At 44.8% G+C, this 24,582-nt stretch carries 24 protein-coding genes, 2 tRNA genes and 1 rRNA gene; 13 read left to right on the forward strand and 14 right to left on the reverse strand.

Features of this window, described 5'->3' with window-relative positions:
* Nucleotides 1-9: 9 nt before the first annotated feature.
* The gene (gene hdrA2, locus OEX01_03140; GenBank protein ID MDH5447984.1) at nt 10-2,418 is read right to left on the reverse strand and encodes a CoB-CoM heterodisulfide reductase HdrA2; all 2,409 of its coding nucleotides are present in this window, start codon (nt 2,416-2,418) and stop codon (nt 10-12) included.
* Between the two features lies 1 nt (nt 2,419).
* The gene (locus OEX01_03145) at nt 2,420-3,841 is read right to left on the reverse strand and encodes an FAD-dependent oxidoreductase (GenBank protein MDH5447985.1); all 1,422 of its coding nucleotides are present in this window, start codon (nt 3,839-3,841) and stop codon (nt 2,420-2,422) included.
* A 229-nt stretch (nt 3,842-4,070) separates the two neighbouring features.
* Here OEX01_03145 and OEX01_03150 point away from each other — a divergent pair, with 229 nt between their 5' ends.
* The 4 genes from OEX01_03150 to OEX01_03165 are packed head-to-tail and all read left to right on the forward strand — an operon-like array spanning nt 4,071 to nt 7,552.
* Nucleotides 4,071-5,099 carry a hypothetical protein gene (locus tag OEX01_03150; GenBank protein ID MDH5447986.1) on the forward strand — a complete coding sequence of 343 codons (1,029 nt, stop codon included), beginning with the start codon at nt 4,071-4,073 and terminating at the stop codon, nt 5,097-5,099.
* A gap of 18 nt (nt 5,100-5,117) precedes the next feature.
* Nucleotides 5,118-5,891, forward strand: a complete 774-nt coding sequence (locus OEX01_03155) for a 5-oxoprolinase subunit PxpA (protein MDH5447987.1) — start codon at nt 5,118-5,120, stop codon at nt 5,889-5,891.
* Between the two features lie 9 nt (nt 5,892-5,900).
* On the forward strand, nt 5,901-6,599 hold the full coding sequence (gene pxpB, locus OEX01_03160; protein ID MDH5447988.1) for a 5-oxoprolinase subunit PxpB: 699 nt from the start codon (nt 5,901-5,903) through the stop codon (nt 6,597-6,599).
* Nucleotides 6,596-7,552: a biotin-dependent carboxyltransferase family protein gene (locus tag OEX01_03165; protein ID MDH5447989.1), complete on the forward strand. Its 957-nt coding sequence runs from the start codon at nt 6,596-6,598 to the stop codon at nt 7,550-7,552. The genes pxpB and OEX01_03165 overlap by 4 nt, the downstream gene beginning before the upstream one ends.
* A gap of 3 nt (nt 7,553-7,555) precedes the next feature.
* On the opposite strand, the gene OEX01_03170 is transcribed toward OEX01_03165, so the two are convergent.
* From OEX01_03170 to OEX01_03185, 4 genes are all read right to left on the reverse strand, one after another.
* Entirely contained in the window at nt 7,556-8,749 is a 1,194-nt protein-coding gene (locus tag OEX01_03170) for an MFS transporter (protein ID MDH5447990.1), read from the reverse strand.
* Between the two features lie 308 nt (nt 8,750-9,057).
* Entirely contained in the window at nt 9,058-10,602 is a 1,545-nt protein-coding gene (locus OEX01_03175) for a carboxypeptidase M32 (GenBank protein ID MDH5447991.1), read from the reverse strand.
* A gap of 100 nt (nt 10,603-10,702) precedes the next feature.
* A tRNA-Asp gene (locus OEX01_03180) sits at nt 10,703-10,780 on the reverse strand.
* 47 nt (nt 10,781-10,827) lie between these two features.
* Complete coding sequence (locus OEX01_03185; GenBank protein ID MDH5447992.1) at nt 10,828-11,592, reverse strand: class I SAM-dependent methyltransferase; 765 nt, start codon at nt 11,590-11,592, stop codon at nt 10,828-10,830.
* 88 nt (nt 11,593-11,680) lie between these two features.
* On the opposite strand from OEX01_03185, the gene OEX01_03190 reads away from it, so the two are divergent.
* The 3 genes from OEX01_03190 to OEX01_03200 all read left to right on the forward strand — a co-directional run bounded on the left by OEX01_03190 (nt 11,681) and on the right by OEX01_03200 (nt 14,810).
* On the forward strand, nt 11,681-13,129 hold the full coding sequence (locus OEX01_03190) for a M3 family metallopeptidase (GenBank protein ID MDH5447993.1): 1,449 nt from the start codon (nt 11,681-11,683) through the stop codon (nt 13,127-13,129).
* A gap of 534 nt (nt 13,130-13,663) precedes the next feature.
* On the forward strand, nt 13,664-14,083 hold the full coding sequence (locus tag OEX01_03195; GenBank protein MDH5447994.1) for a DUF6144 family protein: 420 nt from the start codon (nt 13,664-13,666) through the stop codon (nt 14,081-14,083).
* Between the two features lie 22 nt (nt 14,084-14,105).
* Nucleotides 14,106-14,810 carry a DNA alkylation repair protein gene (locus OEX01_03200; GenBank protein MDH5447995.1) on the forward strand — a complete coding sequence of 235 codons (705 nt, stop codon included), beginning with the start codon at nt 14,106-14,108 and terminating at the stop codon, nt 14,808-14,810.
* Nucleotides 14,811-14,831: 21 nt separating this feature from the next.
* On the opposite strand, the gene OEX01_03205 is transcribed toward OEX01_03200, so the two are convergent.
* Nucleotides 14,832-14,975, reverse strand: a complete 144-nt coding sequence (locus OEX01_03205) for a hypothetical protein (GenBank protein MDH5447996.1) — start codon at nt 14,973-14,975, stop codon at nt 14,832-14,834.
* A 106-nt stretch (nt 14,976-15,081) separates the two neighbouring features.
* A tRNA-Lys gene (locus OEX01_03210) sits at nt 15,082-15,175 on the reverse strand.
* A gap of 138 nt (nt 15,176-15,313) precedes the next feature.
* On the opposite strand from OEX01_03210, the gene OEX01_03215 reads away from it, so the two are divergent.
* Nucleotides 15,314-15,934: a DUF4443 domain-containing protein gene (locus OEX01_03215; GenBank protein MDH5447997.1), complete on the forward strand. Its 621-nt coding sequence runs from the start codon at nt 15,314-15,316 to the stop codon at nt 15,932-15,934.
* On the opposite strand, the gene OEX01_03220 is transcribed toward OEX01_03215, so the two are convergent.
* The 4 genes from OEX01_03220 to OEX01_03235 form a co-directional block, all read right to left on the reverse strand.
* Entirely contained in the window at nt 15,924-16,685 is a 762-nt protein-coding gene (locus OEX01_03220; protein ID MDH5447998.1) for an ATP/GTP-binding protein, read from the reverse strand. The genes OEX01_03215 and OEX01_03220 overlap by 11 nt on opposite strands.
* Nucleotides 16,686-16,864: 179 nt before the next feature.
* Nucleotides 16,865-17,692 (reverse strand): nicotinamide mononucleotide deamidase-related protein, encoded by an 828-nt coding sequence (locus OEX01_03225; GenBank protein MDH5447999.1) that lies wholly within the window; start codon nt 17,690-17,692, stop codon nt 16,865-16,867.
* Nucleotides 17,693-17,804: 112 nt separating this feature from the next.
* The gene (locus OEX01_03230) at nt 17,805-18,011 is read right to left on the reverse strand and encodes a hypothetical protein (protein ID MDH5448000.1); all 207 of its coding nucleotides are present in this window, start codon (nt 18,009-18,011) and stop codon (nt 17,805-17,807) included.
* A gap of 78 nt (nt 18,012-18,089) precedes the next feature.
* Nucleotides 18,090-19,145 (reverse strand): radical SAM protein, encoded by a 1,056-nt coding sequence (locus OEX01_03235; GenBank protein MDH5448001.1) that lies wholly within the window; start codon nt 19,143-19,145, stop codon nt 18,090-18,092.
* Nucleotides 19,146-19,257: 112 nt separating this feature from the next.
* Between OEX01_03235 and OEX01_03240 the strand changes: the two genes are divergently transcribed.
* A complete protein-coding gene (locus tag OEX01_03240; GenBank protein ID MDH5448002.1) occupies nt 19,258-19,890 on the forward strand; it encodes a winged helix DNA-binding domain-containing protein in 633 nt (210 codons plus the stop codon).
* A 469-nt stretch (nt 19,891-20,359) separates the two neighbouring features.
* Here OEX01_03240 and amrS read toward each other — a convergent pair whose 3' ends face one another.
* The gene (amrS, locus tag OEX01_03245; GenBank protein MDH5448003.1) at nt 20,360-21,427 is read right to left on the reverse strand and encodes an AmmeMemoRadiSam system radical SAM enzyme; all 1,068 of its coding nucleotides are present in this window, start codon (nt 21,425-21,427) and stop codon (nt 20,360-20,362) included.
* A gap of 94 nt (nt 21,428-21,521) precedes the next feature.
* Here amrS and OEX01_03250 point away from each other — a divergent pair, with 94 nt between their 5' ends.
* The 4 genes from OEX01_03250 to albA all read left to right on the forward strand — a co-directional run bounded on the left by OEX01_03250 (nt 21,522) and on the right by albA (nt 23,712).
* Nucleotides 21,522-21,926 carry a hypothetical protein gene (locus OEX01_03250; protein ID MDH5448004.1) on the forward strand — a complete coding sequence of 135 codons (405 nt, stop codon included), beginning with the start codon at nt 21,522-21,524 and terminating at the stop codon, nt 21,924-21,926.
* Nucleotides 21,927-21,944: 18 nt separating this feature from the next.
* Nucleotides 21,945-22,460 (forward strand): Hsp20/alpha crystallin family protein, encoded by a 516-nt coding sequence (locus tag OEX01_03255; GenBank protein MDH5448005.1) that lies wholly within the window; start codon nt 21,945-21,947, stop codon nt 22,458-22,460.
* A gap of 16 nt (nt 22,461-22,476) precedes the next feature.
* Nucleotides 22,477-23,181, forward strand: coding sequence for a hypothetical protein (locus tag OEX01_03260; protein ID MDH5448006.1), 705 nt, complete (start codon nt 22,477-22,479; stop codon nt 23,179-23,181).
* Nucleotides 23,182-23,427: 246 nt separating this feature from the next.
* The gene (albA, locus tag OEX01_03265; protein ID MDH5448007.1) at nt 23,428-23,712 is read left to right on the forward strand and encodes a DNA-binding protein Alba; all 285 of its coding nucleotides are present in this window, start codon (nt 23,428-23,430) and stop codon (nt 23,710-23,712) included.
* A gap of 126 nt (nt 23,713-23,838) precedes the next feature.
* Here albA and OEX01_03270 read toward each other — a convergent pair.
* A 16S ribosomal RNA gene (locus OEX01_03270) occupies nt 23,839-24,582 on the reverse strand; the annotation flags it as partial.

Consider the following 24,582-nt stretch of genomic DNA (forward strand, 5'->3'; position numbering starts at 1 on the left):
TCAACCCTCCTAGCTCCCTGCAAAAGCTGTCTTCGACTTTTCCACTTCCTCGAGTATTAGCTTTTTCAAAGTTGCTTGCATTTCACGTACCTTAGACGCGACTCTCTCGCCTTCAGCAGCGGAAGCCCACAGAAGCTGAAGCCTATCCTTGTCAACTCCCAGTCTCTCCATTTTCTTCCACAGCCGCTCCACCCTTTTCTGTGTTTGATAGTTAGCGTCGATGTAGTGGCAGTCGCCTGGGTGACATCCGGCAACTATCACAGCGCCGGCGCCTCTGGCAAAGGCATGTTCTACAAACTTCTGGGACACTCTTCCCGAGCACATCGTTCGAATTATGCGTACGTTTGGCGGATACTGCATTCGGCTGACGCCTGCGAAGTCTGCTCCTGCGTAAGCGCACCAATTGCAGCAAAACGCAATTATCTTCTTGTCGGCATCCTCTTCGGTCAACGCGTCGATCTGAGCTAAAATTTGGGCGTTCGTGAAGTGGCGCATATGTAACGCTTCAAATTGACATTCGGCGCCACAAGTGCCACACCCAGCACAAGCAGCCTCGATGACCTCGACCAGTTTTTGCTCCTTGTCCACAACTATGGCGTTGTAGGGGCAAACTCGGGAGCATAATCCGCAGAGCTGACAGTTTTCGGTGATAGGTTCAGGTGTGATGGCTTCAACCGTTACTTTCCCTTGCGCCATCAAGATGCTAGCACGTGCCGCTGCGGCGCTCGCTTGGGTTACGCTGTCTTTTATGTCCTTTGGAGATTCAGCGCAGCCTGCTAGAAAGACTCCTCCAGTAGGGGTGTCTACAGGTCTAAGCTTTGGATGAGCTTCCATGAAAAATCCGTCAGAAGTTCGAGACAGCGTGAAGAGACGTTGAATAACGTTGCTGTCGTGGCAAGGTTCGATGCCAACTGAAAGGATCACCATGTCCACGTTAACCTTGTACAGCTCTTTTTGAAGCGTGTTCTCCCCAATTAACCACAAGTTGTGAGTTTTCCAGTCTTCAACGACTTCTGCCGGCAACCCTCGAATGAATACTGCGCCTTCTTCCTTCGCTCTTCTATACAGGTCTTCGAAGCCCTTTCCAAAGGCCCTCACATCCACGTAAAAAACGTATATCTTAACGTCAGGCCAGTGTTCTTTGATTAGAAGACTGTCTTTTATCGTGTTCATGCAGCACACGTTGCTGCAATAGAGGTTTCCCTTTTCAGATCGCGAGCCTACACATTGGATGAAGGCAACTGCTTCAGGGATTTTCATGTCGCTTGGGCGTATGAGGTTTCCTCCAGAGGGTCCGCCTGCGTTGATTAGTCTTTCAAATTCGAGGGAGGTTATTACGTTCGGGTAGTGGGTGTATCCATAATTTGTCAGCGAAGAAGGATCGTGTACGTCAGCGCCTGTTGCCACAATTATCGTACCGACTTCTAATTCTAGGGTTTCGGGTTTCATGTCGAAGTCTATGGCTTGTCGTTCGCAGGCTTTTATGCACTTCTCGCACGCCATGACGCCTTCTTTGTTGAGGCATATTTCACAGTCAACTATGTAGGTTGACGGCACCGCTTGAGCGAAAGGCGTGTAAATAGCCTTCCTCGTTGCCAAGCCCACGTCAAACTCATTTGGCGCAGTTACGGGGCACACTTCTGAGCAGTCGTTACAAGCGCTGCAGTCATTCGTCACATACCTAGGTTTTTTCAGCACTTTTACCTTGAAGTTTCCAATGTATCCTTCAACCGCTTGGACCTCGCTGTTAGTTAACAGCTCAATGTTAGGATGATGGCCTAAGTCGGACATTTTTGGTGCAAGAATACAGATTGAACAGTCCATCGTAGGGAAAGTTTTGTCAATCTGCGCCATCCTTCCGCCGATGCTTGGCTCTTTTTCCACCAAATACACTATATAGCCCGTATCAGCCAAGTCTAAGGCTGCCTGAATTCCAGCCACTCCGCCACCGATTACTAATGCCTTTTTAATTATGGGAACTTCGGTTTCGATTGCCGGCTCAAGAAGAGTAGCCTTCGCCACAGCCGCTCTAACCAAGTCCTTAGCTTTCTCTGTTGCTGCCTCTTTTTCGTGGAGGTGTACCCAACTACAATGCTCCCGTATGTTAGCCATTTCGAAAAGATACTTGTTCAATCCAGCTTCTTCACACGCCTTTCTAAAAGTAGGCTCGTGGAGGCGTGGAGAGCAGGAAGCGACAACTACGCGGTTGATGTTGTATTCTTTGATGTCGTTTTTGATGAGTTCTTGACCTTGATCGGAGCATGTGTAGCGGTTATCTTTTGCAATGATCACGTGGGGAAGAGTAGCGGCGAACTTTGCCACTTCTTCACAGTTAACCGTACCCGCTATGTTCAAACCGCAGTGGCATACGTAGACGCCTATTCGTGGCTCTTCTTCAGCTTTCCTTTCAGTCGCCAGGTTATTTTTCCTCCCTTTCTTTAGTCTTTGTTAAATATTGGTTGATGGAGCATGCAGCTCGTTTTCCAGCAAGAACAGCTCCTATCACAGTTGCTGGTCCAGTAACCGTGTCTCCGCCTGCAAAAACTCCTGTCATGCTGGTTCCCATGGTAATCGGGTTAACCAGAATTCTGTTACCTCTGCCTACTTCCACTTTCTTAGGCAGGAAACCAGTTTCTGTTGCCTCTCCAATAGCAACTATTACCATATCAAGCTCTAGAGAAAATTCAGAGCCCTCAACAGGTATAGGTCTTTTTCTGCCAGTTTCATCTAGCTCTCCCAGCTTCATTTTTATGCATTCCAACCTCACAGCATTTCCATCTTTCTCTAAAATCTTTAGTGGCGTCACCAAAAACTTGATTTTCACACCTTCTTTTTCTGCTTCCATAGCTTCCCAAGGGTTAGCAGGCAACTCCTCTCGTGATCTTCTGTAAAGAATAACAGTCTCTTCAGCTCCATGGCGAAGTGCAGTCCTGGCAGCGTCGACGGCAACGTTTCCACCGCCAATTACCGCAACTTTCTTTCCAAGGCTTACTTTCTGCTGCATGTTTACTTTCCAGAGAAACTCTAAGGCGTCAACAACTCCTTCCAGCTCTTCACCTTCGATTCCCAGTTTTCGGCTTTTATGAGCGCCAACCGCAACAAACACCGCCTTGTACCCCTCTCGCCAAAGCTCATCAAAACTAACATCTTTTCCAATCGTTGTGTTGGTTCTTATTTCCACGCCTAAATCTTTCAAACGTTGAATTTCGCTTTCAAGCGCTTTTCTGGGCAGTCTATACTCTGGCATGCTCTTCCTTAGCATACCTCCCGCTTCGGGAAGAGCTTCAAAAATCGTAACAGGGTAGCCTTTTTCTGCCAGTTCGCAGGCGGCTGTAAATCCTGCTGGGCCTGAGCCGATTATTGCAACCTTTTCTTTGTGAGTTGCGTATGTTTCTTTCTTTTTTGTTTGCATCCGCCGCGTGATTAATTTCTCCAGAGCATCGGCTATCTTTTCATCACCTGCTTCTGCTCGTTCAGGATGAAAACATGTGTACCAGCAAATTACTGGAAAAGGCACATTTTCCTCTATTGTTGAAACTGCTTCTTTGAAACCATTAAAAAGTCCACGTTTTGCAGTTTCATTTTTCAGAAGCTGAAATATCTCTGGTGGTTTGAGTCCTTGCGGGCAGCGTTTGTAGCACTCGTAGCACCATGCACAGAGCCAAAGTCTATCTTCTTTCAAAGTTTTTTCGGGTTCTGTGAAGACTTTCTGTAAGAGAGTCCGAGGGTTGTAATGCGTTGGCAGCAGCTCTGCCATGGGACAGCTTGCGGTACAAATGCCGCATTCAAAGCAGTATTTTGCTTTTTCACGAATCTCTTTTGGGATGAGCGTTGGTTTCATTAGGCTTTCTGCTCCGTTAGCCGTTCTCTGGGTGGCTCCTTAACAATTATGACACTCCGTTTTACTCTTGTCATTTGTGGCAGACACCGTTTTGCTCTTCTGGAATAGAAGTAAGTCTCCGATATAAAACTTTACAAACGTAAACGTCTTCGCCCAAAAATACCGAAACATACAACTACGAAACACCTATATCCAAACACAAGGCAACAAAAATAAAAAGGTTGAGAAGATGGAGAAAATAAAAGTAGTTCTATACGGAGTAGGAGCAGTCGGCAGTCTCATTGCAAATTTTCTCCTCCAAAAGGAAGGAATAGAAATAGTTGGAGCCATCGACGTGGCAAAGGAAAAAGTAGGCAGAGACTTGGGAGAAGTATTGAATATAGGCAAACGTGTCGGAGTGACTGTTTCAAACAACACCGAAGAGGTGCTTTCAAAGACAGATCCAAACATTGTGGTGCACACAACCTCATCCTATCTGAGAGACGTTTTGCCACAGCTTGCAGAAATCGTGAAACACGGCATCAATATAGTGTCAACTTGCGAAGAACTCTCCTATCCCTATTATTCAGAACCACAACTTACAGAAAAACTGGACGCACTAGCGAAGAAACACCAAGCCACAGTTCTAGGCACAGGCATAAACCCCGGCTTTCTAATGGACACCCTAGTCATCACACTTACAGCAGTCTGCCAAAAAATAGAAAAAATAAAGGCAGTTCGGGTTATGAACGCTGCCACTCGGCGAGTGCCTTTCCAAAAGAAGATTGGTGCTGGTCTTAGCGTAGGGAAGTTTCACAAAGCCATCGAAGAAAGACGGATTACGGGGCACGTAGGTCTGGAACAGTCTGTCTCGATGATTGCAGCAACTTTAGCTTGGAAGCTGGATAGAATCAAAGTTGGCTCGATTGAGCCCGTTATCGCCAAAAGACCCGAGAGAAGCGAGGCTGTTGAAGTTAAGGCTGGTGATGTTGCGGGTCTGAGACAAGTGGCAAAAGGATACAGAAAAGGGAATGAGGCTATTACTCTTGAGTTTCAAGCATACATAGGCGCAGAACAAGAATACGACGTCATATCAATCAAAGGTGTTCCAAACGTAAACCAGAAAATCACGCCTTGTGTGCACGGTGATATAGGCACTGTGGCAATTGTGGTAAACGCAATTCCAAAAGTAATCAACGCACCGCCAGGCTTAGCAATCATGAAGGACTTACCTGTGCCTTCTGCAGCAACAGAAAGCATGCCTAACTACCTTCATTAAACTCAAGAAGGCTAGCGGATGAAGCTTAAAATCGACATCAACTGCGACCTCGGCGAAAGCTTCGGCAACTTCAAAGTTGGACATGATGCAGAAATCATGCCCTTCATAACCTCTGCCAACATTGCTTGCGGCTTCCACGCAGGCGACCCGGCCGTTATGGCTCGGACTGTAAAGCTGGCGAAAGAACATAAAGTTGCAATAGGCGCGCATCCTGGCTTTCCAGATTTGATGGGGTTCGGTCGTCGCGACATGAGCCTTTCAAAAGAAGAAGTGAAAAACATTGTTGTCTATCAGGTAGGCGCCCTCGAAGCTTTCACAAAAGCTGCTGACACGCATTTGCAGCACGTCAAGCCTCACGGAGCCCTCTACAACACCGCAGCTAAGAATGAGGCTTATGCAAACGCTATAATTGAAGCAGTAGATGCTATTAACCCAAAACTCGTGCTTTTCGCTTTGGCAAACTCTAAGATTGCGAAGATGGCGACTGAGGCTGGTTTACGTGTTGCTTCTGAAGTCTTTGTTGACAGAGCATATAATCCAGATGGCAGCTTAGTCTCCAGAAACGGAGCAGGAGCGGTGATTGAAGACGCCAAGCTTGCAGCTGAGAGAACAGTAAGTATGATAAAGGAAAAAAGAGTCACAGCCATCGACAGTCAAACTGTGAAATTTGACGAAGTGCACACGATTTGCGTCCACGGTGACACGCTAAACTCTGTAGAGCTTGCAAAAGCCGTCAAGAAAGCGCTTCTGGCTGCAGACGTTCAAGTCATGCCGATAGGTACTTTCATCTAGGTGCAAATATTGTATCAAACTGCGAAGTACATGCCTGTGGGCGACAGAGCATTATTGATTGAATTCGGTAACACAATAAGCCTAGATGTCAACCAGAAGGTGCACACCTTGAATCGTGCAATTTCCCAGCTTGAGCTGCAAAATGTTGAAGAATGTGTACCAACATACCGTTCACTCCTCGTTTACTATGACCCGTTGAAGACAAGCTACGAACAGTTGGTCTTTAGATTAAAAGACCTTGAAGAAAGACTTGACGAATTTAATGTTTCAATCCGAAAGCGGCTAATTGAAGTGCCCGTGGTTTACGGCGGCAAATATGGACCCGACCTCGGTTATGTTGCTAAATATCACGATCTCGATAAAGAAGACGTTATTAGACTACATAGCGAAAGGAAATACACAGTTTATATGATTGGTTTTGTCGCTGGCTTCCCCTACTTAGGCGAGGTAGCCGATGAAATTGCGACACCGAGACTGAAAACACCGCGGCTGCGAGTTCCAGCAGGATCTGTAGGGATAGCTGAAAAACAGGCAGGCATATACCCGTGTGAGTCTCCGGGAGGATGGCAGATAATTGGTCGAACTCCTCTAAAGTTTTTCGACGCCAGAAAGCATCCACCAGCCTTGATACAACCCGGCGACACTGTGAAGTTCAAACAAGTCGTAAAAGAAGAGTTTCAAAACTTCAGTCAGGAACAACAAAAATGAAATCATGTAAAGTGATTAAGTCTGGTCTTTTTACGACAGTTCAAGACTTAGGACGGTACGGCTTTCAAAGATATGGTGTACCAGTTTCTGGAGTGATGGATAACTATGCCTTTGTTGTGGCGAATCTTTTGGTAGGCAACAAGCCTAATGATGCCTGCTTGGAAATGACTTTGCTGGGTCCAGAGCTCGAGTTTATCAATGACGCTCAGATTGCAATCACAGGCGCTGCTTTTTTGCCTACCATAAACGGTGAAAATGATGCTGGTTGGCAAACGTTGCATGTTTGCAATGGTGATGTTCTTTCTTTTGGGCGTCTGCAAAGTGGGTGTAGAGCCTATGTGGCAGTGAGGGGAGGGGTAGACGTGCCTGTGGTGTTGGGCAGTAGATCAACTTATGTTCGTGGTGGATTCGGCGGTTTTGAGGGAAGACGGTTGAAGGCGGGAGATGTCATTCAAACGTATATGCCAAGTACATTTCTGAAGTCAGGCTTCTTAATGCCTCAAGAACTTATTCCCTGTTATAGCAATGACGTGATGGTTGAAGTTGTGCTCGGGCCGCAATCTGACTATTTCACAGACCGAGGCTTAGAGACGTTGCTGTCCAGCATCTACACCGTAACCGCCGAGTCTGACAGGATGGGCTATAGGCTTGATGGCGCAAAGGTGGAACAAAAAGACTCGTTGAACATGGTTTCTGACGCTATACCAGTTGGGGCGGTTCAAGTGCCTAGAAGCGGTAAGCCGATCTTAGTGATGCGAGATGCGCAGACAACTGGGGGCTATCCGAAAATCGCCGTCGTCACTACTCCTGACGTTTCTCGTCTTGGGCAAGCTAAGCCAAATGACAAGATACAGTTTTCAAAGATTTCGCCAAGTAAGGCTCGAACAAAGCTGTTAGAACATATGAAAACTCTTAGTCAGATGAAAGGCAAGCTCATAAAGACGGGGATGTAAGGGCTATTTTTTGTGGAGTTGCGCTTTCTTTTCATTCTTGAGTCTAAATAAGCTGAAGAATCCAATTGTAACTGTTTGTAACACTGCAAAAAGTGAGAGCAGGTAAAAGCTGAAGTTGTATTCTCCTGTGAAATCTTTTGCCAACCCAGCGAGAAAAGGACCTACCAGTACTCCTATGTTTAAACACGCCGTTATGATTCCAAAGGCTAAACCAAGGTTCTTAGGTTTTACTATTTTGGATGGTAAAGAAAAAATTGAAACAGGCACTAACGCCGCGAATATCCCTATTAGTACAAGTAAAGGAAGAATATGTAATGCAGTGGGAATAGAGAAAAGCAAAAACGCTAGAATTACACCACTCAATCCTATGAACATTTCTTCTCTTCTAAACTTGGATACAAGATAACCTATCAAGGGACTTAGAAAAAGAGAGCCCATTATAATTACACTTGACATGAACCCAGCAGACCCAACTTCATGACCCTTAGCCACAAAAAAGTCGTGAGAAAAAGTTAGGAAAGAAATGAAAGCTGCGTTGAACCACATCCAAGAAAAGCCGACAAGCCATATGGAAGCCCCCAACTTGGTGATGCCCCTGAATATACTGCTCTTGGCGTTCTCGGATTTTTCAGTGGGCTTTTTAAAAAGCCACAAAAAAAGCAGAAGGGCGAAGATGCTGGCTGTTGTAGTTAAGAAAATGGGTACTTGCCATCCAAGATCGTTGCCTATGACACTGAATACGTTGAAGCTTAATATCGTGCCTAAAGGCATGGCAGTATTAAACACACCCATCCCCACGCCTAACTCTTTGCCTAAAAACCATTTTGACACTAATTGAGGTAGCACAATCGCTAAGGTTAATCCACCGATGCCAGAAACGATTCTGCCCACGTAAGCTTGGAGAGGAGTGATGCTTGTTCCAACGATTAATGTCCCGGCAATCATTAAGACTAAAGAAGTTATGCCTGTTTTTTTCATGCCAAAACGATCTGAGATTATTCCTCCAGGTAAGGCTACAAATATGCCTGGTAGCGCAAATAGGCTCATGAGCAAGCCTGCATGGGCATGGCTGATGCCGAATTCTTGACAGATTAGAGTGAGGAGCGGTGGAATGGACTGAAAGACCAGTGCAAAAGAAAGCATGCACACATATGCCAAAGCCAATGTTTTCCACCGATAACTAGCTGGATTATCCAACTTTAACACCCAGTAACTGCGACAAGCAACCAGTTTCTTCCTCCAAATATAAGTTAATTGTTATTTGGTAATAGAAAATTAAACGGAAACGATTTGGGAGGTTTGTGCTTGTTTTTTCAAGAGCTTTTCTTAAAGCTTTTGTCAGATAACCTCTTTTCTAATCTGCAAATCGCCTGTGTATTCGCCAATACTCCAGCCCCTATTTCTGCAAAAAACATTCAGAATAAATACAAAAACACGCCACTCATATTTGGAGCTAAGTAGGCTTCTAATAGACGCCAAATGTGAGAATGTTTTAAGGTGGTGGTTTAGTATCTGTATATCCATGAGTATTTTTTGTTGAGATATTCGAGGTAGGGTTTGACGTTTATTTGTTCGCCAGTGATTTTCTTGATGAGAACTGCTGGATCGTAGAGGTTTCCGTAGTGGTGGACGTTTTCGGTTAGCCATTTTTTGACATTTTGGAAGTTGCCCTTTGCAATTTGGTCTTTCCAGTTGGGTATGGCTTTTTCCATTGCGACTAGAATCTGTCCGCTGAATATGTTACCCAGCGCGTAGGTTGGGAAGTAGCCGAAGTAGCCGCTGGCCCAATGGATGTCTTGCATGACGCCTTCGGAGTCATTTTCGATGACTACGCCTAGATATTCTTTGTATTTTCGGTTCCAAATCTCTGGGAGGTCTGCTACGGTGATTTTGCCTGCTATCAGTTCGCGTTCAATCTCGAATCGGATGATTACGTGGAGGCAGTAGGTAACTTCGTCTGCTTCAACGCGGATTTTTGAAGGTTTGACTTGGTTGATGGCACGGACGAAATCGTCTAAAGCCACGTCGGAGAATGTGTTGCCTGTGAGTTGTTTCAGTTTTGGGAAGAAGTAGACCCAGAATTTGCGTGATCGCCCAACTATGTTTTCCACAAACCGTGACTGAGACTCGTGAAATCCGAAGGAGCATCCGTAACCTATTGGCTGGTATATCCATTCTGGCTTGAGACCCTGGTCGTATATGGCGTGGCCGCCTTCGTGTAATACCGAAAACAGCGAGGATGCCATGTTGTTTTCGTAGTAGTGGGTTGTGATTCTCACGTCGTCGTAGTAACCTGTGGTAAAGGGATGCTCGGTCTCATCTATTCTTCCTCCGGCTTTAGGAGACTCCACGTCGTAGTCTATGAATTTGACGAGTTCGTTGGAAATTTTACGTTGAACGTCAAAAGGAACATTCTGCATTAGAAGTGATGTGTCGGTTTGTTTGGGTGCGCTCTGGCATTTTTTTAGTATCGAAACTAATCCTTCTCTTAGCTCTCTAAAAATCTTTGCAATAGTTTCTGCAGTCATTTTATGTTCAAAAATATCTATGAGGGCGTCGTATGGTGTCTTGGTAGCTTTTACGTCCATTAGAATTTCTGCGGCTTTCTTTCTTAGTTTGAGAAGTTTTTCGAGTTCTGGTTTGAACATTGCGAAGTCTTTTGCAGCTTTTGCTTTCTTCCAAACGTTGATGGCTATTGCTTGTTGTCGGGCAGTTTCTACTACGAGTTCTTCGGGAAGTTTTGTTTGTTCGTCGTAGTACTTTCTGATTAGATACACGTTTCTTTTCTTTAGCTCGTTTAAGCTGCCATAGTCTACATGTTTTTCAATCTTGGAAAGGAGGGTTTCGATTTCGGGGTCGGTGCTCATTCGGTGTTCAATTTGGCTAAGCATGGCTAGTTGTTGACTTCGCAGATTGATTGCCTTAGGGGGCATCTTCGTCTCCATGTCCCAGTGGACGACGGATTCGACTGTTTGAAGAATCGTTACGTCTTTAGCTTTCGCCATAAGTTTATCATAACTGGACTTTAATGTGTCCGCTGGTTTTGCCATATTAATCGCCACACAACGATAACCTTCTTCGATAATATATGGCTTACGTGCGGTAAGCAAATTTAGTATCAAAAATTCAGTTTTTCAAGGCAGAAGTGTGTGGCGCCCTGGCCGGGACTTGAACCCGGGTCGAGCGGGCGACAGCCGCTTATACTAGACCGGACTATACTACCAGGGCATCCATTTCCTAAAAGAAAAAAGGCTTCTACTTAAATATATCCCGCCTCACAACTTTCTACATACAACCACATGTTCTAATGGAAACTCCAATCCATAATCTTGCAAATCCTCTTCATACTTGTCCACAAAACGGATATCTGTCTTCCAAAGCTTTAACTGCTCAATTGCCACCTCATAGCCAAGTCTCAAGTTGGTCTCAGAATAGTGAGCACAAATGCTTTTAAAACCAGTTTTATGCATTAGAACCGCCACGTCGTCAACGGTTGGAGAAAACCAAAACGCGCCTTCAGGCAAGATAGGCTCTAAGGAGTAATGAAAATCTGCTTCAATTAACAGCTTTTGAGCTCTGTTTTCAGCTGCTGGACTTAGCTCTGCGTGAACCATCTGTCCTCCATGTTTTAAGACGCGGTAAAACTCCTTCAGAGCCTGCTCTAAGCCAGTCCTATCCAAGTCACAAAACAACTCATTTGACACAATTAAATCCACACTCTCGTCAGCAATAGCCTTCATATCCTTGACGTCTCCCCTCACAGCTTCAACAACATCTTCAGACCCACCAGAAGCTATTGCCTCCTTCAAAACCTCGAAATCACCTGTATAAGAACCCACCCATAAATCATAAGCAATAATCTTGCATTTCTTACCAACACTCGCCGCCAAAGGTATAGTTAATCCACCGCCTCCACACCCAGCCTCCAAAACAACCAACACACCAGCGAAATCAACCAACCCAACCATAAACTCTGCTAACCGCTCGTATAACTGCCGCTTAGCAGTTTTCAACTCGTCAACCATAGTAACAACTTTCACAGCGTTTCCACTTCTAATCCCGAATGCAAAACCATTATATCATCGCTTCATAGTAAAAGTTAACCTCTAAAAAGGAGAGCATGATAACTTGTCCCTCGAAGAACTTGCGTCACGATATGAAAAGCTAGACAGCCAACTTGCAGAACAATATTACAACCAATACGCAGGCTTGACCTACAACCGCGAGCAAATGAAAAAACTTGCTCAACAACTCACAGAAATAAGCAAGGAATTCCTAGAAAAATTCAGCAAACCGAGAAGCATGTACCTAGCCTCGATAGGAACAATCGCCGAAGCCGAAAGACTCGAAGTTGAACTTGACTTTCACGACAAACGAATGGAAAAAATCTCCACCGAAAAACACCGCATTGACGGAAAGAAAGTTAACTGGGGAAACTGGCGGCAATTCAACTCTCAGACAGACGACGCCCAAAAACGCAAAGAAGTTTTCGACGAGTTCATAGCTAAAGCCCCCACAATCTCGCATCTAGTAGAAAAACGGATGAACATCTCAAAGGAAGTCTACAAACGATACGATCTCACACCACTAGACAGCTACTTAGAACTCGAACAAACTAGCTACGACGAACTATCAAACCTTCTCCAAAAGCTTGGTGACGGAGCCAAACAAACATTCCTAGCCGCAGCAAGCCACTTCGCACCCCAAGTTCTCCGCAAAACAACAACAGAATACTACGATGACTACTACACGTGGCGTGGCAGAGTCTACAAACCCTTAAACAAATACCTTGAAGGAAAAAAGCCGCTGAACGAAATTAGACGATTTTTAACAAGTTTGCGCTTCGACACTTCCACCATCAAAGTCGACGATGAAGACCGCCCGAACAAGAGCCCAAGCGCCTCGTGCTGGGGCATCCAAGTTCCCAATGATATCAGAATACTTTTCCGGAAAGTTTCTCCATTCACAGACTTCGGCAGCGTATTCCACGAGTTCGGCCACGGCATCCACGGCAAAAGCGCCAACCCTGAAGACTCCGTTTGGAAACGATACGTTGTCCCTAGGAGCGTCGCCGAAACTTTCAGCATACTCATAGAAAGCGTCACAGAGAACCCGCTTTTCCTACGACAAGACCTGAAGCTTGAGGAGACAGCTATCAAAGAAATCGTTGACCGCGTCAGATTCATGAATCTCGCCTTCCTAACGTTCTACGCGGCAAACAGCATCATGAAAATGGAATTCTGGAAAAACCGCTACACCATAGAACAAGCCGCAAAAAGATGGCAAGAACTGACAAAGCGCTTCTTTATCGAAACGCCTGGCAATTACTGGATACTTCATCACGTAATGCCAAACTACGACATGTACTCTCCAAGCTACGTCATAGCAGCAGTCAGGGTTGCAACTATGAAAGAAAAGCTTGCTCATGATTTTGGTGAAACTTGGTGGAGAAAACCCGAAGCCGGCGAGTTCATTAGACAACTTGCCCAGACGAGGGGGAACTTCGACATCAAAACGTGGAAGCTTAATCCCGACGCATATTTAGACGAGCAAAAATTCCTCAGCTTTCTAAAATAACGCCTAGTCTCTTGTCTCGTCAGTGAAGAAAACAGGTTATGCTTGCTAATCTTCTTTTCTAATGTGGCGTAGCGAATGCAGCCACAATGCGCCCCAGATTACCATGAAAACTATCACTGTCCAGAATGTGATGATAAGCATTTGTACCGCGGAGATAGCTATATCTTCAAACATGTCTTATCAACAACATATTACTGTCTAGGGCGTCCTAAAAGCGAAGTTCCGCTGTTGAAATGCTAGAAACTTCGAGATAATTCGGCTGAGACATATTACAATTCGCGTAGTAACCCATTTATTACTATAGACTATATAGTATTGCCTGAACCATAAAAGGAGAAAAGGAGAAGGCGTTACGGAGCTGAGAGAAAAGCCCCCTATCCCTCCCAACTTCCTCTCGGCGATGATCAACCAAAACCACTTTTTTATGCGTCATCGACTGAGATGAGTTTTTATATCTTCTTTGCAAAACATATAATTGACTCCGTTAAGCCCTTGTTGTTCTGAACACGAGCATTTCATTTAGGAAGTAGTGATATGACACATTTACATAGATGGATTAAAACTTTAATGAGTAGTTTAGACGCAGAGGTTGACGAAGAAACACGAGCAAAAATACTTGAAAACTGTGGGCGAACATGCATTTCTACTGGCTTTGTTAAGAAAGCTCAAGCTTGCAAGAAAAAGGCGGAGAACATGGAGGAGTTTTTGGATAACCTGAGCAAAATATGGAACCAACTGAGAATAGAGAAGGACAATGTCTATGTAATCTATGAAAAATGTTACTGCCCATTGGTAAAGAAATATTCAGGCAAACTTTCGCCTACTTGGTGTAACTGTTCGCGAGGCTGGATTAAAGAACTCTTTGAGTCAGCATTGCAGAGACCTGTAGATGTAGTGTTTGAAAAGTCAATTAAACAAGGAAACGATGTCTGCAAATTCAAAGTTTGTTTATAAGCTGAGACTGAGAAGGGAGAAAATGATTATTCATGAGATTAGAGAGGAACTAGAGAAGCTTATTGATCGAAGGTATCACGATGCCGCAAGAAAATGGACTAGAGGACAAATAAAACTGCTTGGAGTAAGAACCCCTGTCGTCAGAAAGATTTCTGCAAAATACTTTTCGAGAATTAAAACGAAGACCCGACAAGAAATATTCGATTTATGCGAAGCTTTATTGAAATCAGGTTACAGTGAAGAAAGAACTATTGCTTTTGACTGGGCTTTTCGTCTTAAAAAACACTATATGCCATCTGATTTTTATCTTTTTGAATCATGGTTGAAAACGTATGTGTCCAGCTGGGGAGCATGTGATGATTTTTGCACACATGCTTTTGGCGCATTCATTTATCAATTTCCTGAATTCTGCCCAAAGGTGAAAAAATGGACACAATCTAAGAACAGCTGGTTGAGACGGGCATCTGCAGTAGTCATGATCTATTCGATTCGAAGAGCTAAGTATCTTGAAACTATTTTTGAGATGGCAGACATGCTTTTGTTAGACCAAAACGATTTTGTGCAAAAAGGTTATGGGTGGATGCTAAAAGAAGCAAGTAATTTGTATCCACAAGAAGTGTTTCATTATGTTATGAGACACAGGGCAGAAATGCCGAGAACAGCGTTAAGATATGCAATTGAGAAACTGTCACCAGAGTTAAAGAAAAAAGCTATGGCGAAGGACTAAAAAATTACGTCATTAACAATTCTACTTGCGAAGTTTCAGACGGTCAAGCAGAGACGTTGGCTTATTGCTTTCTTTTTCCTTATCCTTCACAGCTTCGAATAAGGCGTGAAAGATTGTGTAGTTTTCTCCAGAAACCGGCTCTGCTAGTTTCTTCTTTTTTCTCAACGGTTTTCTCCCCAATCACTCCTCACAGCATTGTATATCAACCATGTTTCACATAGAAAATATGTCGAGGTGAACAATACCTTTTGTAGAGCGGATATGCGGATGGTGGCGGGCCCGTCGGGAATTGAACCCGAGACCCCCGGGTTAAAAGCCCGGTGCTTTAGATGCCAACGGCGCTATCCTTGCTGAGCTACGGGCCCTTACTGGTTTCACAATTAAAGCCAAACTTGACATTCTTTAAGTTTGCGTTATCTCCCACACGCCTAGTTTTTTGGGAAAGATAGAAATTAACCCTATAAGTAACTTACTGCAAGGAGGCTAAATGTCTGAAACGCCTTTTGGAAGAGTTGGTCTGTGAAAAGGCGCCTGGGCCTAGTCCTTCTTTTTCTGTGGTTCATGTAATTAAAGCGTTGGAGTTGATTGCGGAAAGACCGATTGGTAGAAATCGGCTTTCGAAGGAGCTAGTTTTGGGAGAAGGGGCAACACGGACGTTAATTGAACGATTAAAGAGTTATGGGTTAATCACTGTAAATCGGGCGGGTTGCATTTTTTCAAAGAAAGGTGAAAAGTTGTGGAATACTATGCATGCGGCTTTTCCTCGAAAGATCGTTCTAGAGAGAAGTGGGTTAACACTTGCGGCGTTCAATGTCGCTGTACTCGTTAAAGAGTGTGGCAGCAAGGTTAAGCTTGGGATGGAACAACGAGATGCTGCTCTATTGACAGGTGCAAAGGGAGCAACGACGCTCATCTTCAAAGATGGAAAACTGACGGTTCCTCCAGACTACCGAAACGTTGCTGAAGACTTCCCAAAAGTCTATAGAAATCTCGTAGGTTCGCTGAAACCTGAAGAGAACGATGTAGTCATCATCGGCAGTGCAGACACATTGGAGAAAGCGGAGTATGGCGTTTTGGCCGCTGTATGGAGTCTCCTTAACAATCAAGATGTTGTTAATAGGTAAACTTGTCTCCGCCAGCAAATATACGCTCCAACAGCATGTTCAGGTTTGTCATTCCATCGTTGGTTTTTGCCGAAACAGGAATCAAAAGAAACCGAAGCCCCAACCTATATATTGCATGAGCCATGTCAAGACTTAACAGACGCTTCGTACCTTTCAACTTCTCGTCAATAGCCAGCTCCAACGTTTCCGGATTCGCCGACCAATCCACAATGCTGCCAACTTTTTCTTGCGGCAGAAGATCAGATTTCGACAACACGTGAACTTGAGGAATTAAAAAACGATTGTAAACCGCGGCAGAGAGAAAAAGATTTGAAACATAATTTAGAGGACTAAGCGAGAATACTGAGTCAAAAAGATACACTATGGCTTTAGGCTCTCTAGTCAGTTCTGCTGCAATGTATGGACCACTCGCTCTGAAAGCAAAAAGCTCCATCTGCCCTGGAGTATCCACCAGCACCAAATCTGCGTTAAGTTCTTCAACCTCCGCACTCAATGTCGCCGCCTGTTCTGCAATCAAGTCAGCAGCCATAATCAAGGCTCCATTAGGCCCTAAACGATATTCCTCCATCAAGTTTGCTATATTTATGTAGTCTCTTATGTCCAAGTCAGGCGTATAGGGTAATTTTACTACACCCGGATCTAAATTCATTATCGCCACGTCTTGCTTTGCCATTTTCAACCATTCTGCAAAAGCGGCAGTAAGAAGACTTTTCCCTGACCCTGCTGTACCTACAATAAACACAACATACACAAAACTTCACCTTCACATAATCAGCTTAGAATCTACATTCCTGCTTATTTCCTTTTTTTAGACAGTGGTTGCTTCAGGAACCAGAATTTACAATCATCTTTCGGTCAGAGTCTAGCCTGCTCCCTCATCGCAACCAAACAAAAAAGGCATTCAAAAAAGAAAAACCTTTATCCAAGACGTTAACGCGTTTCCGCTTTGGCGGTTTTGGTTTTTCCACCTTTTGCCTTAACTACCTCAGAAAGCTGGATCAACGCTCTGCAAACACGTTTCTTCGCTGTCTCAGCGTCTTCTGCTGTGGTAGAGAGATGCAGCTCTATTCTTGGCTTTTCCTCGGCGCCCATAGGATGAGACTTAATGTAGACGTAAGGATTGTCGTGCATGACTTGGTCTATGAGAGGCGCCATCTCCGACTCCATAACACCCGAAACGTAAAGGCTCGTTTCAAAAAACGTTAGATTTCCCGATGCAGCCTTGAGAACAGGTGAGAGCGAGTTTTCGAAAATCGCCTTCATCTCCGAGGGAACACCAGGCAACGCAAAAACGATAACTTTGTTGTTTCTAATGGTGATTGCTGGTGCGGTACCAACAGGATTAGGTAAAGGCTCTGCTCCTTCTGGAATCTTCGCCATCTTAACTCTAGCAGGAGTTAACTCAAACTTTTCATGACCCATTCCCTCTGCATAAGCAACATATTTCTCCTCAACCATCTTCAAGGCTTTCTTGTTTACTTGAAGCTTGAAGCCAAAAGCTTCAGCAATTCCTACTAGTGTCTTGTCGTCAAAAGTAGGCCCTAAACCTCCAGTTGTAATAATAAAATCTGGACTTCGATGAACCGCTTCCCGCAGGGCTTTTACAATTTCTTTGACGTCGTCGCCGATGACGGTTATTCGGCTTACGGAAAGCCCGAGGGAAGTTATTCTTTTCGCCAGCCATTTAGCGTTCGTATTGAGTGTTTTTCCAATTAGCAATTCGTTGCCGACAGAGACCATTTCTACACATTTAGCCATTTTGGAATCAACCTGTGAAGATGAAAGTGTGTTTAGAAGCTATAACTGTAGCGAAAAAATAAAAGTCCATTCTCTAGACTAGAAGGTTAAACGCTATGCAGCGCATTTGTTTCTATTTTTTCTTGCCGAGCCACCATTTCAGGTATTCTTTTTGCGCTTTTCTGCGTTTTTCACTATCCGACTCGAGCTTTGGACGCAGTTGTTGTCTTAGCTCAATCAGTTCTTGATGGGTGACTGAGAGCCCGCAACTCTTACATGCATAGCGCTTCATCATGGCAATATATTTCATTTCGCCGCCACATTCTGGACAATAGGGCATTTTCCAGTTTTCTTCCTTAACACAACAGACTAGTTCAAAGAGAAATAGCTTTTGGTTGGTTACCCTATCGAAGTTCTTTCATGTTATAAAATTGAGTAAACCTGCATTCTTAGCGAGTTGGATGGCTTTTTCTCTTTCAGCCCTAGTTAGCCGTCTCCGCAATTCAGGAATTTCATTTGCACGCCATTCAGGTTTGTACTGAAACATGACGTTTGTTCGTGTTGTGGGTCCAAGTTTCTTGCTTATCCACTCTAGAATCTTGGTGACGCAGCAGTCCAAGTGGTCGGGTAAAACTAGGACTCTGATGAGGAGTTCACCGTATTCTTTTCCATACATGTGATTGCGGGTGCACGCTTCCCAGTAGTTTGGGGCGTCGGATATACGTTTGGCGCACTCGTTGTTTCCGTACTTGAAGTCGAGGAGATAAACGTCTACGAACCCTGCGAGAAGTTTAGCTGTTTCTTTGCTGTAGTAAGAGTTAGAATTCCAAACAACCGGCACGTTTACATTGACGTGTTTGAAGGTCTCAAGCCATTGAGCAAACCACGGCGTCGGATCTCCGCCTACTAGATTGGCGTTTCTGCAGCCGTTATTACGCAAATGTTCCACTGCCGCTGCAAGACGTTCAGGTGTGTAGGTTTCTCCCTGTTCCATCCACTGTGATATTGTCCAGTTTTGGCAGTGGCGGCAACGCATGATGCAGCCGAGAGTGAATATGGTTCCAGAAGGCACTAGTTCTGGTTCTTCGCCCATGTGCTCGAACATTGTGGAAACTGTGATTTGGGTGCCGCATTTGCAATATCCCAGCCCACCTTCTTTTCTGTTGACGCTGCATCGTCTAGTGCAGAAGTGGCAGCTTTCTAAAATGCGGTTTGCGATTTCAATCTTTAAATCCAAGAACGATTGTAGGGGCGTTTCTAATTCTCCCAAGCTGGTTAAACGGCTGTCGAGTTTCTTCTCAAGTTGGAGAAATTCTTTTAGCAGTTGATCGTGCATCTTCCATAGCTTTGACGCCGAATTGTCTTGGCTGAAGGAAGCAGCTAGTTTTCGGGCAATCATGAATTTGGCTACTTTATCGTTTTGCATGACATCGAAATATCTGCCTAAGCTTGCACGAGCAACCTTATTTTTCAATACTGTGGTTGCATCTGGTCTTAGAAACGCCCACATCTGTTGGTCATCAAAAAAATACTGTGAAACACCAATTTATATAGTTAGGATTGTATCGAAAAATGGGGGCGTAAATTTGATTTCGGAAAACGTTGTAAATTCTCAAGAAGAAGCGCTGGAGTTCATTAACAAACACGGCGTTGTCACTCTATTTCCTATAAAAGGTACATCGTTCCCTAGTCTTTACCACGCCACGAAGGGGAATCGACAAGAGAAGTTTGACAGGGCATGGGGGTGGGCTGACGATTTAGCTATGGAGAAGTTGATTCATTATGGAAAACTTGTTCGTAAGCAGGTTTCACTGGTTTCGTTAGATCTGTTTCCTTCACTTTATAAGCTTTGTAGAACAAGGGAATTAAGCGATGTCGCCAAGAAAATGCTTAACTTCCTAGAAACGCACGGTTCAACTTCGACAACTGTCTTGCGGAAAAGGCTCGGTTTCTGGGGAAAAGAAAAGAAGAACACGTTTACGAAGGCTGTGGATGAGTTGCAACTAACTTTTGCTATTGCAATCGTTGGAAGGGAAAAACCGCCAAGAATGACTCACATATATGACTTGACAGAGCGTTGGATGCCAAAGTCACTATTTAAAGGAGCAGAAAAAATCGATAGAGCCGAAGCGAAAGCGAAGATAATTGCTAAACTTATGGAAAACCAAGTAATTTCAAGGCCAACGGACGCTGAGAAACTTCTATATTTGCCTTCTTAAAAAGTAGCCCCAAGTTTTAAAACCATTTACTTCATAAAACTTCTTACCGTCTTCGTTCCATACGTTGACTATCAGAAACACGTTCTTCTTTCCGACATTTTTCAAATATTGTATCATACTATCTAGGAGCCGCTTACCTATGCCTTTGTGACGAAAGTTCTTCAAAGCATACATGTCCCAAATATAGGCAGAATCCATCGTAACGTCGAGCACAACATCCTCGTATGAATGTTACCCCTTAGTTGCAATGCAGTAGCCCACCACCTCGCCATCAACAACCGCCAGTTTTACAAGCTCAGGATCCTTTTTTGATATCCCAGCAACAACCTTGATAAATTCTTCAATAAATGTCTAAGGTGGAGACCACTGGAGTTCTTGCTCAAAAAGTGTTTTTAACCGCTTCAAGTCTGCAGAATCTTTCCCTTCAAAATTCCTTATAATAATCGATATATACGCGTCTCCGAAGTTTTTAGAATAGCGCGTATGGATAGGCAATTCCTGCTGGGTGTAGCTCTCCTTTTATAGGTATATCGTGCCCGCATGCTGGACAGCGCATGTCTTTAGTTAAGTTCCATTTCACTATCTCGAAGCCAAAACGTTTTATCAATAACTCGTTACAGTTGGGACAGTAAGTGTTTTCAAAACGATGCCCTGGCACATTTCCCATGTAAACATAGTTTAAGTCAACTTCCTTGTGAGCCACAACATATGCCTCCTCCATAACCGCCACCGGAGTCGCAGTATGCCCAGTCATCTTGTAGTCTGGGTGAAACCTCAAAAGATGAAACGGCGTATCCACGCCCAAGTTGTCATGAACCCATACAGCCAACTCTTTAATCCTATCCATCGAGTCGCCGATTTTTGGCACTATGAGATTAGTGATTTCGATGTGGATGTCGTTTCGCTTCATTTCAATCAACGACTCGAAAATGGGTTTCACCGATGGCACTGATGAAAATTTCTTGTAAAATCCAGGGTCTGCCGCTCCTTTAAAATCTACTGTTGCAGCGTCCAAGTAAGGAGCAATAGTTTTGACCGCTTCGGGCGTCATGTAACCGTTGGTCACGAAAGTGTTGAAGAATCCGACGCCGTGAGCTATTTTCGCAGTGTCGTAAGTGTATTCGAAGAATATTGTAGGCTCGGTGTATGTGTAGCTTATTCCTTGACAGCCGTTATCCCTAGTGGCCTTCACCACTTCTTCTGGCGGAAAATGGTGTCCAGTGACGTCTTTTTCTTGGCTTATCACCCAGTTATCGCAGAACTGACAGCGGAAGTTGCAGCCTACTGTGGCTATCGACATGGTTAGGGCGCCTGGATGAAAATGGGCAAGAGGCTTTTTGGTTATGGGGTCGACGCAGGCAGAGCAGGCTTTGGCGTAGTTTAGAGAGTAAAGTGTTCCTTTCTCGTTTTTCCGAATTAGGCAGAATCCTCTCCCGTCTTCGTTTATTTTGCAGTGGCGGGCGCACAGATGGCAGTGTACTTTGTTTTCGGGCAGTTTTTCGTACAACATGGCTTCTCGAAGAGACAAGCTGTTCATTTCACCTATAGGTTAGTGATTGTTTTCTTAATACATTTTGTCTTTCGCAACCCTTAAATATTACCTTTTGGTAATTACCTTTTGGTAATTAAACATGAGTCTCAAACTATTACTGGTCAAAAACAACAAAGTCCTAATGGAATTACCACTCTCCGCAGAAGCTTGGCCCCGAGACCTTCTGGATAGAGAACTCACTTCTTTTGAAGAAGAATTTGAAAGGTTTACCAAGCTTTTTGATGCTCTTTCCCACGTGACAAGACTTCGCATGGTAAAACGACTGTTCGAAGAGGACGACTACACGCTTGGGTTTACAGATTTCATCAAGGAACTTGAATTGAATCCGAAGATTGTTTGGCAGAACACTAAGAAACTTTGTGAAGGAGGCTTGCTAGAGAAGGATGAGAATGGCAAATACAGTTTTTCCGAAACGGGAAAAGCTGAGTTTTTGATGCTTAGCTTCGTTTTGAGACATTTGCGAGAGGTTGTTGAAAGCATTTAAAGGAGGTGAAAATGATTGGTGGATTATTATGAGGACGACGAAGTTTTCCGAGACATAAACAGCTTCTACAAACATTTAATGGAACGCATGTTCAGGGAAATGCAAGATTTCGAAAAAATTGCCAAAGATGGAAAATCCAAAGGCGGTTGGGAAGTCAAGCCAATTAACAAGCCCGGTGTGAGAGGATACGTCGCACGGAGACAATTCCAGTTCGGTAGCGAGCCGATGCGTATTCCAAGCCGTGCTCTTGAGGAAGAACGAGAGCCGCTTACAGATATTTTCGAAGAGAAAGAAAGTATCAGGATTTACATTGAGCTGCCAGGTGTTGACAAAAGCGACATTCAGCTTAATGTAGCGGAGCGGGTTGTAGAGATTAGGGCTAAGAATTTTTCCAAAACAGTAGAGTTACCGACTAGGGATATTGACCTTGAGAAAGTTGCTGCGAGCTATAATAATGGCGTACTTGAGGTAACTATTCCAAAAGTTCAGAAAACCGTTGAGGATGAAAAGAAACGGACTATAAAGATTGAGTAACAGAGGATGTTTTTCTGTGGAGACTGAAATCCTTAACATAGACTACAACGAATACGTTAACTTGCTGGGCACGGCGCATTTCACTAAGCGAAGTCTTTTGGAAGCTCATGAGGCAGTGAGGAAGCTGAAGCCCACGGATTTGGCGATCGAGCTTGATATGCAGCGGTTTCAGTTTTTGAATCAGCGGTGTGCCTCTTGTCAGGAGCGCAGGTTTTGTGCAGGGAGGTGTGAATTTCTCGGGGCTGCTGATGTATTAGGTAATGCGGATGTGAATATTTGGCTCATTGACATGTCTGAGAGGGAAATTGTAAATAGGGTTCAGCAACTGTTGCCTCCTTCTAGGCTGTGGTGGTTTTCTTTTGTGAGTTTTTCTTTTTGGCATCGCAGTGATGATGAGGTGTGGTTGTGGGAGAAGGGGTATAAGGATGAGGTTTTGGAAAGGCATGCGAGGAGGTTGGAGGTTTTGCGAGCGAGGGCTCCTCATGTTTGGCGGGTTTTGATTGACGAACGGAACGCGTTGATGGCTGCTCGGTTGGCGTGGATTGTGACGCAGAAGCTGAATAAGGGTGAAAGTGTTAGGATTTTGGCTTTAACTGGGGCGGCGCATGTTAATGGTATTAGGGAGTTGTTGGGTTCTCCTATGCAAATTGAAGGGGAGTTGCGGAAGCTGGGGTTAAGGTTTACGGCTCCAAAGCGGATTAGACGGATAAGCGTGAACTAGAGCAAAGGCTGTTTATGTTTATGACTTTTTTAGACCTCTCAAGATTTTATTTTGAGCCAAATAGGCACACTATCAAAACTGAATCGATAGCATGCCATTGCTGAAAAATCCCCTCAACATGGCATACGCATCTTGAAGCGTTAGATTGCACTATATAATAATTCTGGTTTTTTGTTCCTATACATTCATATATTAGTCTGTCTATTGCCTATGTTACCGTAAACACAAAGAAGGCAGATATACAAAATGAGCACAGAACCAAACGTAGTATACGTCGGAAACAAACCTCCAATGAACTATGTCATGGCAGTTATCACAGGCTTTAACATGGGCAACGCAACAGAAGTCACCTTAAAAGCACGCGGCCGCGCCATAAGCACGGCTGTTGATGTTGCTGAAATCATCCGCAACCGATTCCTCAAAGACGCCAAAGTCAACGCCATCTCCATCGGCACCGAACAAATCACACCAAAAGAAGGCGGCAACCCCAGAAACGTCTCAACAATGGAAATCTCCCTCAAAAAAGAATAAACACTTGAGACACTAAAAACCGCCTAACCACCTATTTTTTCTCAACGACAAAAACAAAAAACAGAGTTTAGCCTAGCGCACACATAATCTTTCCCCTCCAACCCACAGATAAAGCGCTGCTTACTTAGGAGGTGATCCGGCCGCAGGTTCCCCTACGGCCACCTTGTTACGACTTTTCCCCTCTCGCGAACCTCAGGCTCGACACAGCCACTAAGGACCGCGCCTCACCCAAAGCCCACTCGATTGGAACGACGGGCGGTGTGTGCAAGGAGCAGGGACGTATTCACCGCGCGTTAATGACACGCGATTACTAGGCATTCCAGTTTCACGAGGGCGGGTTGCAGCCCTCGATCCAAACTACGACCGGCTTTAGGGATTACCATCCTCTCACGAGGTAGGAACCCGTTGTACCGGCCATTGCAGCACGCGTGTGGCCCGGGGGATTCGGGGCATACTGACCTGCCGTGGCCCACTCCTTCCTCCGCCTTGTCGGCGGCAGTCCTCCCAGAGTGCCCCTTGGAAACTTTCCTTGGTAGCAACAGGGAGCGTGGGTCTCGATCGTTGCCTGACTTAACAGGACACCTCACGGCACGAACTGGCGACGGCCATGCACCTCCTCTCAGCTTGTCTGGCAAGATCGTCAATCTGGCCTTCAATCTGCTGTCGCCCCCGGTAAGGTTTCCGGTGTTGACTCCAATTAAACCGCACGCTTCACGCCTTGTGGTGCTCCCCCGCCAATTCCTTTAAGTTTCAGCCTTGCGGCCGTACTCCCCAGGCGGCGGGCTTAATGCCTTCGCTGCGGCACTAGAGTGGCACGTAGCCACCCTAACACCTAGCCCGCATCGTTTACAGCTGGGACTACCCGGGTAT

It is taken from the genome of Candidatus Bathyarchaeota archaeon, from assembly GCA_029882535.1.
Taxonomy (GTDB): Archaea; Thermoproteota; Bathyarchaeia; order Bathyarchaeales; family SOJC01; genus JAOUKM01.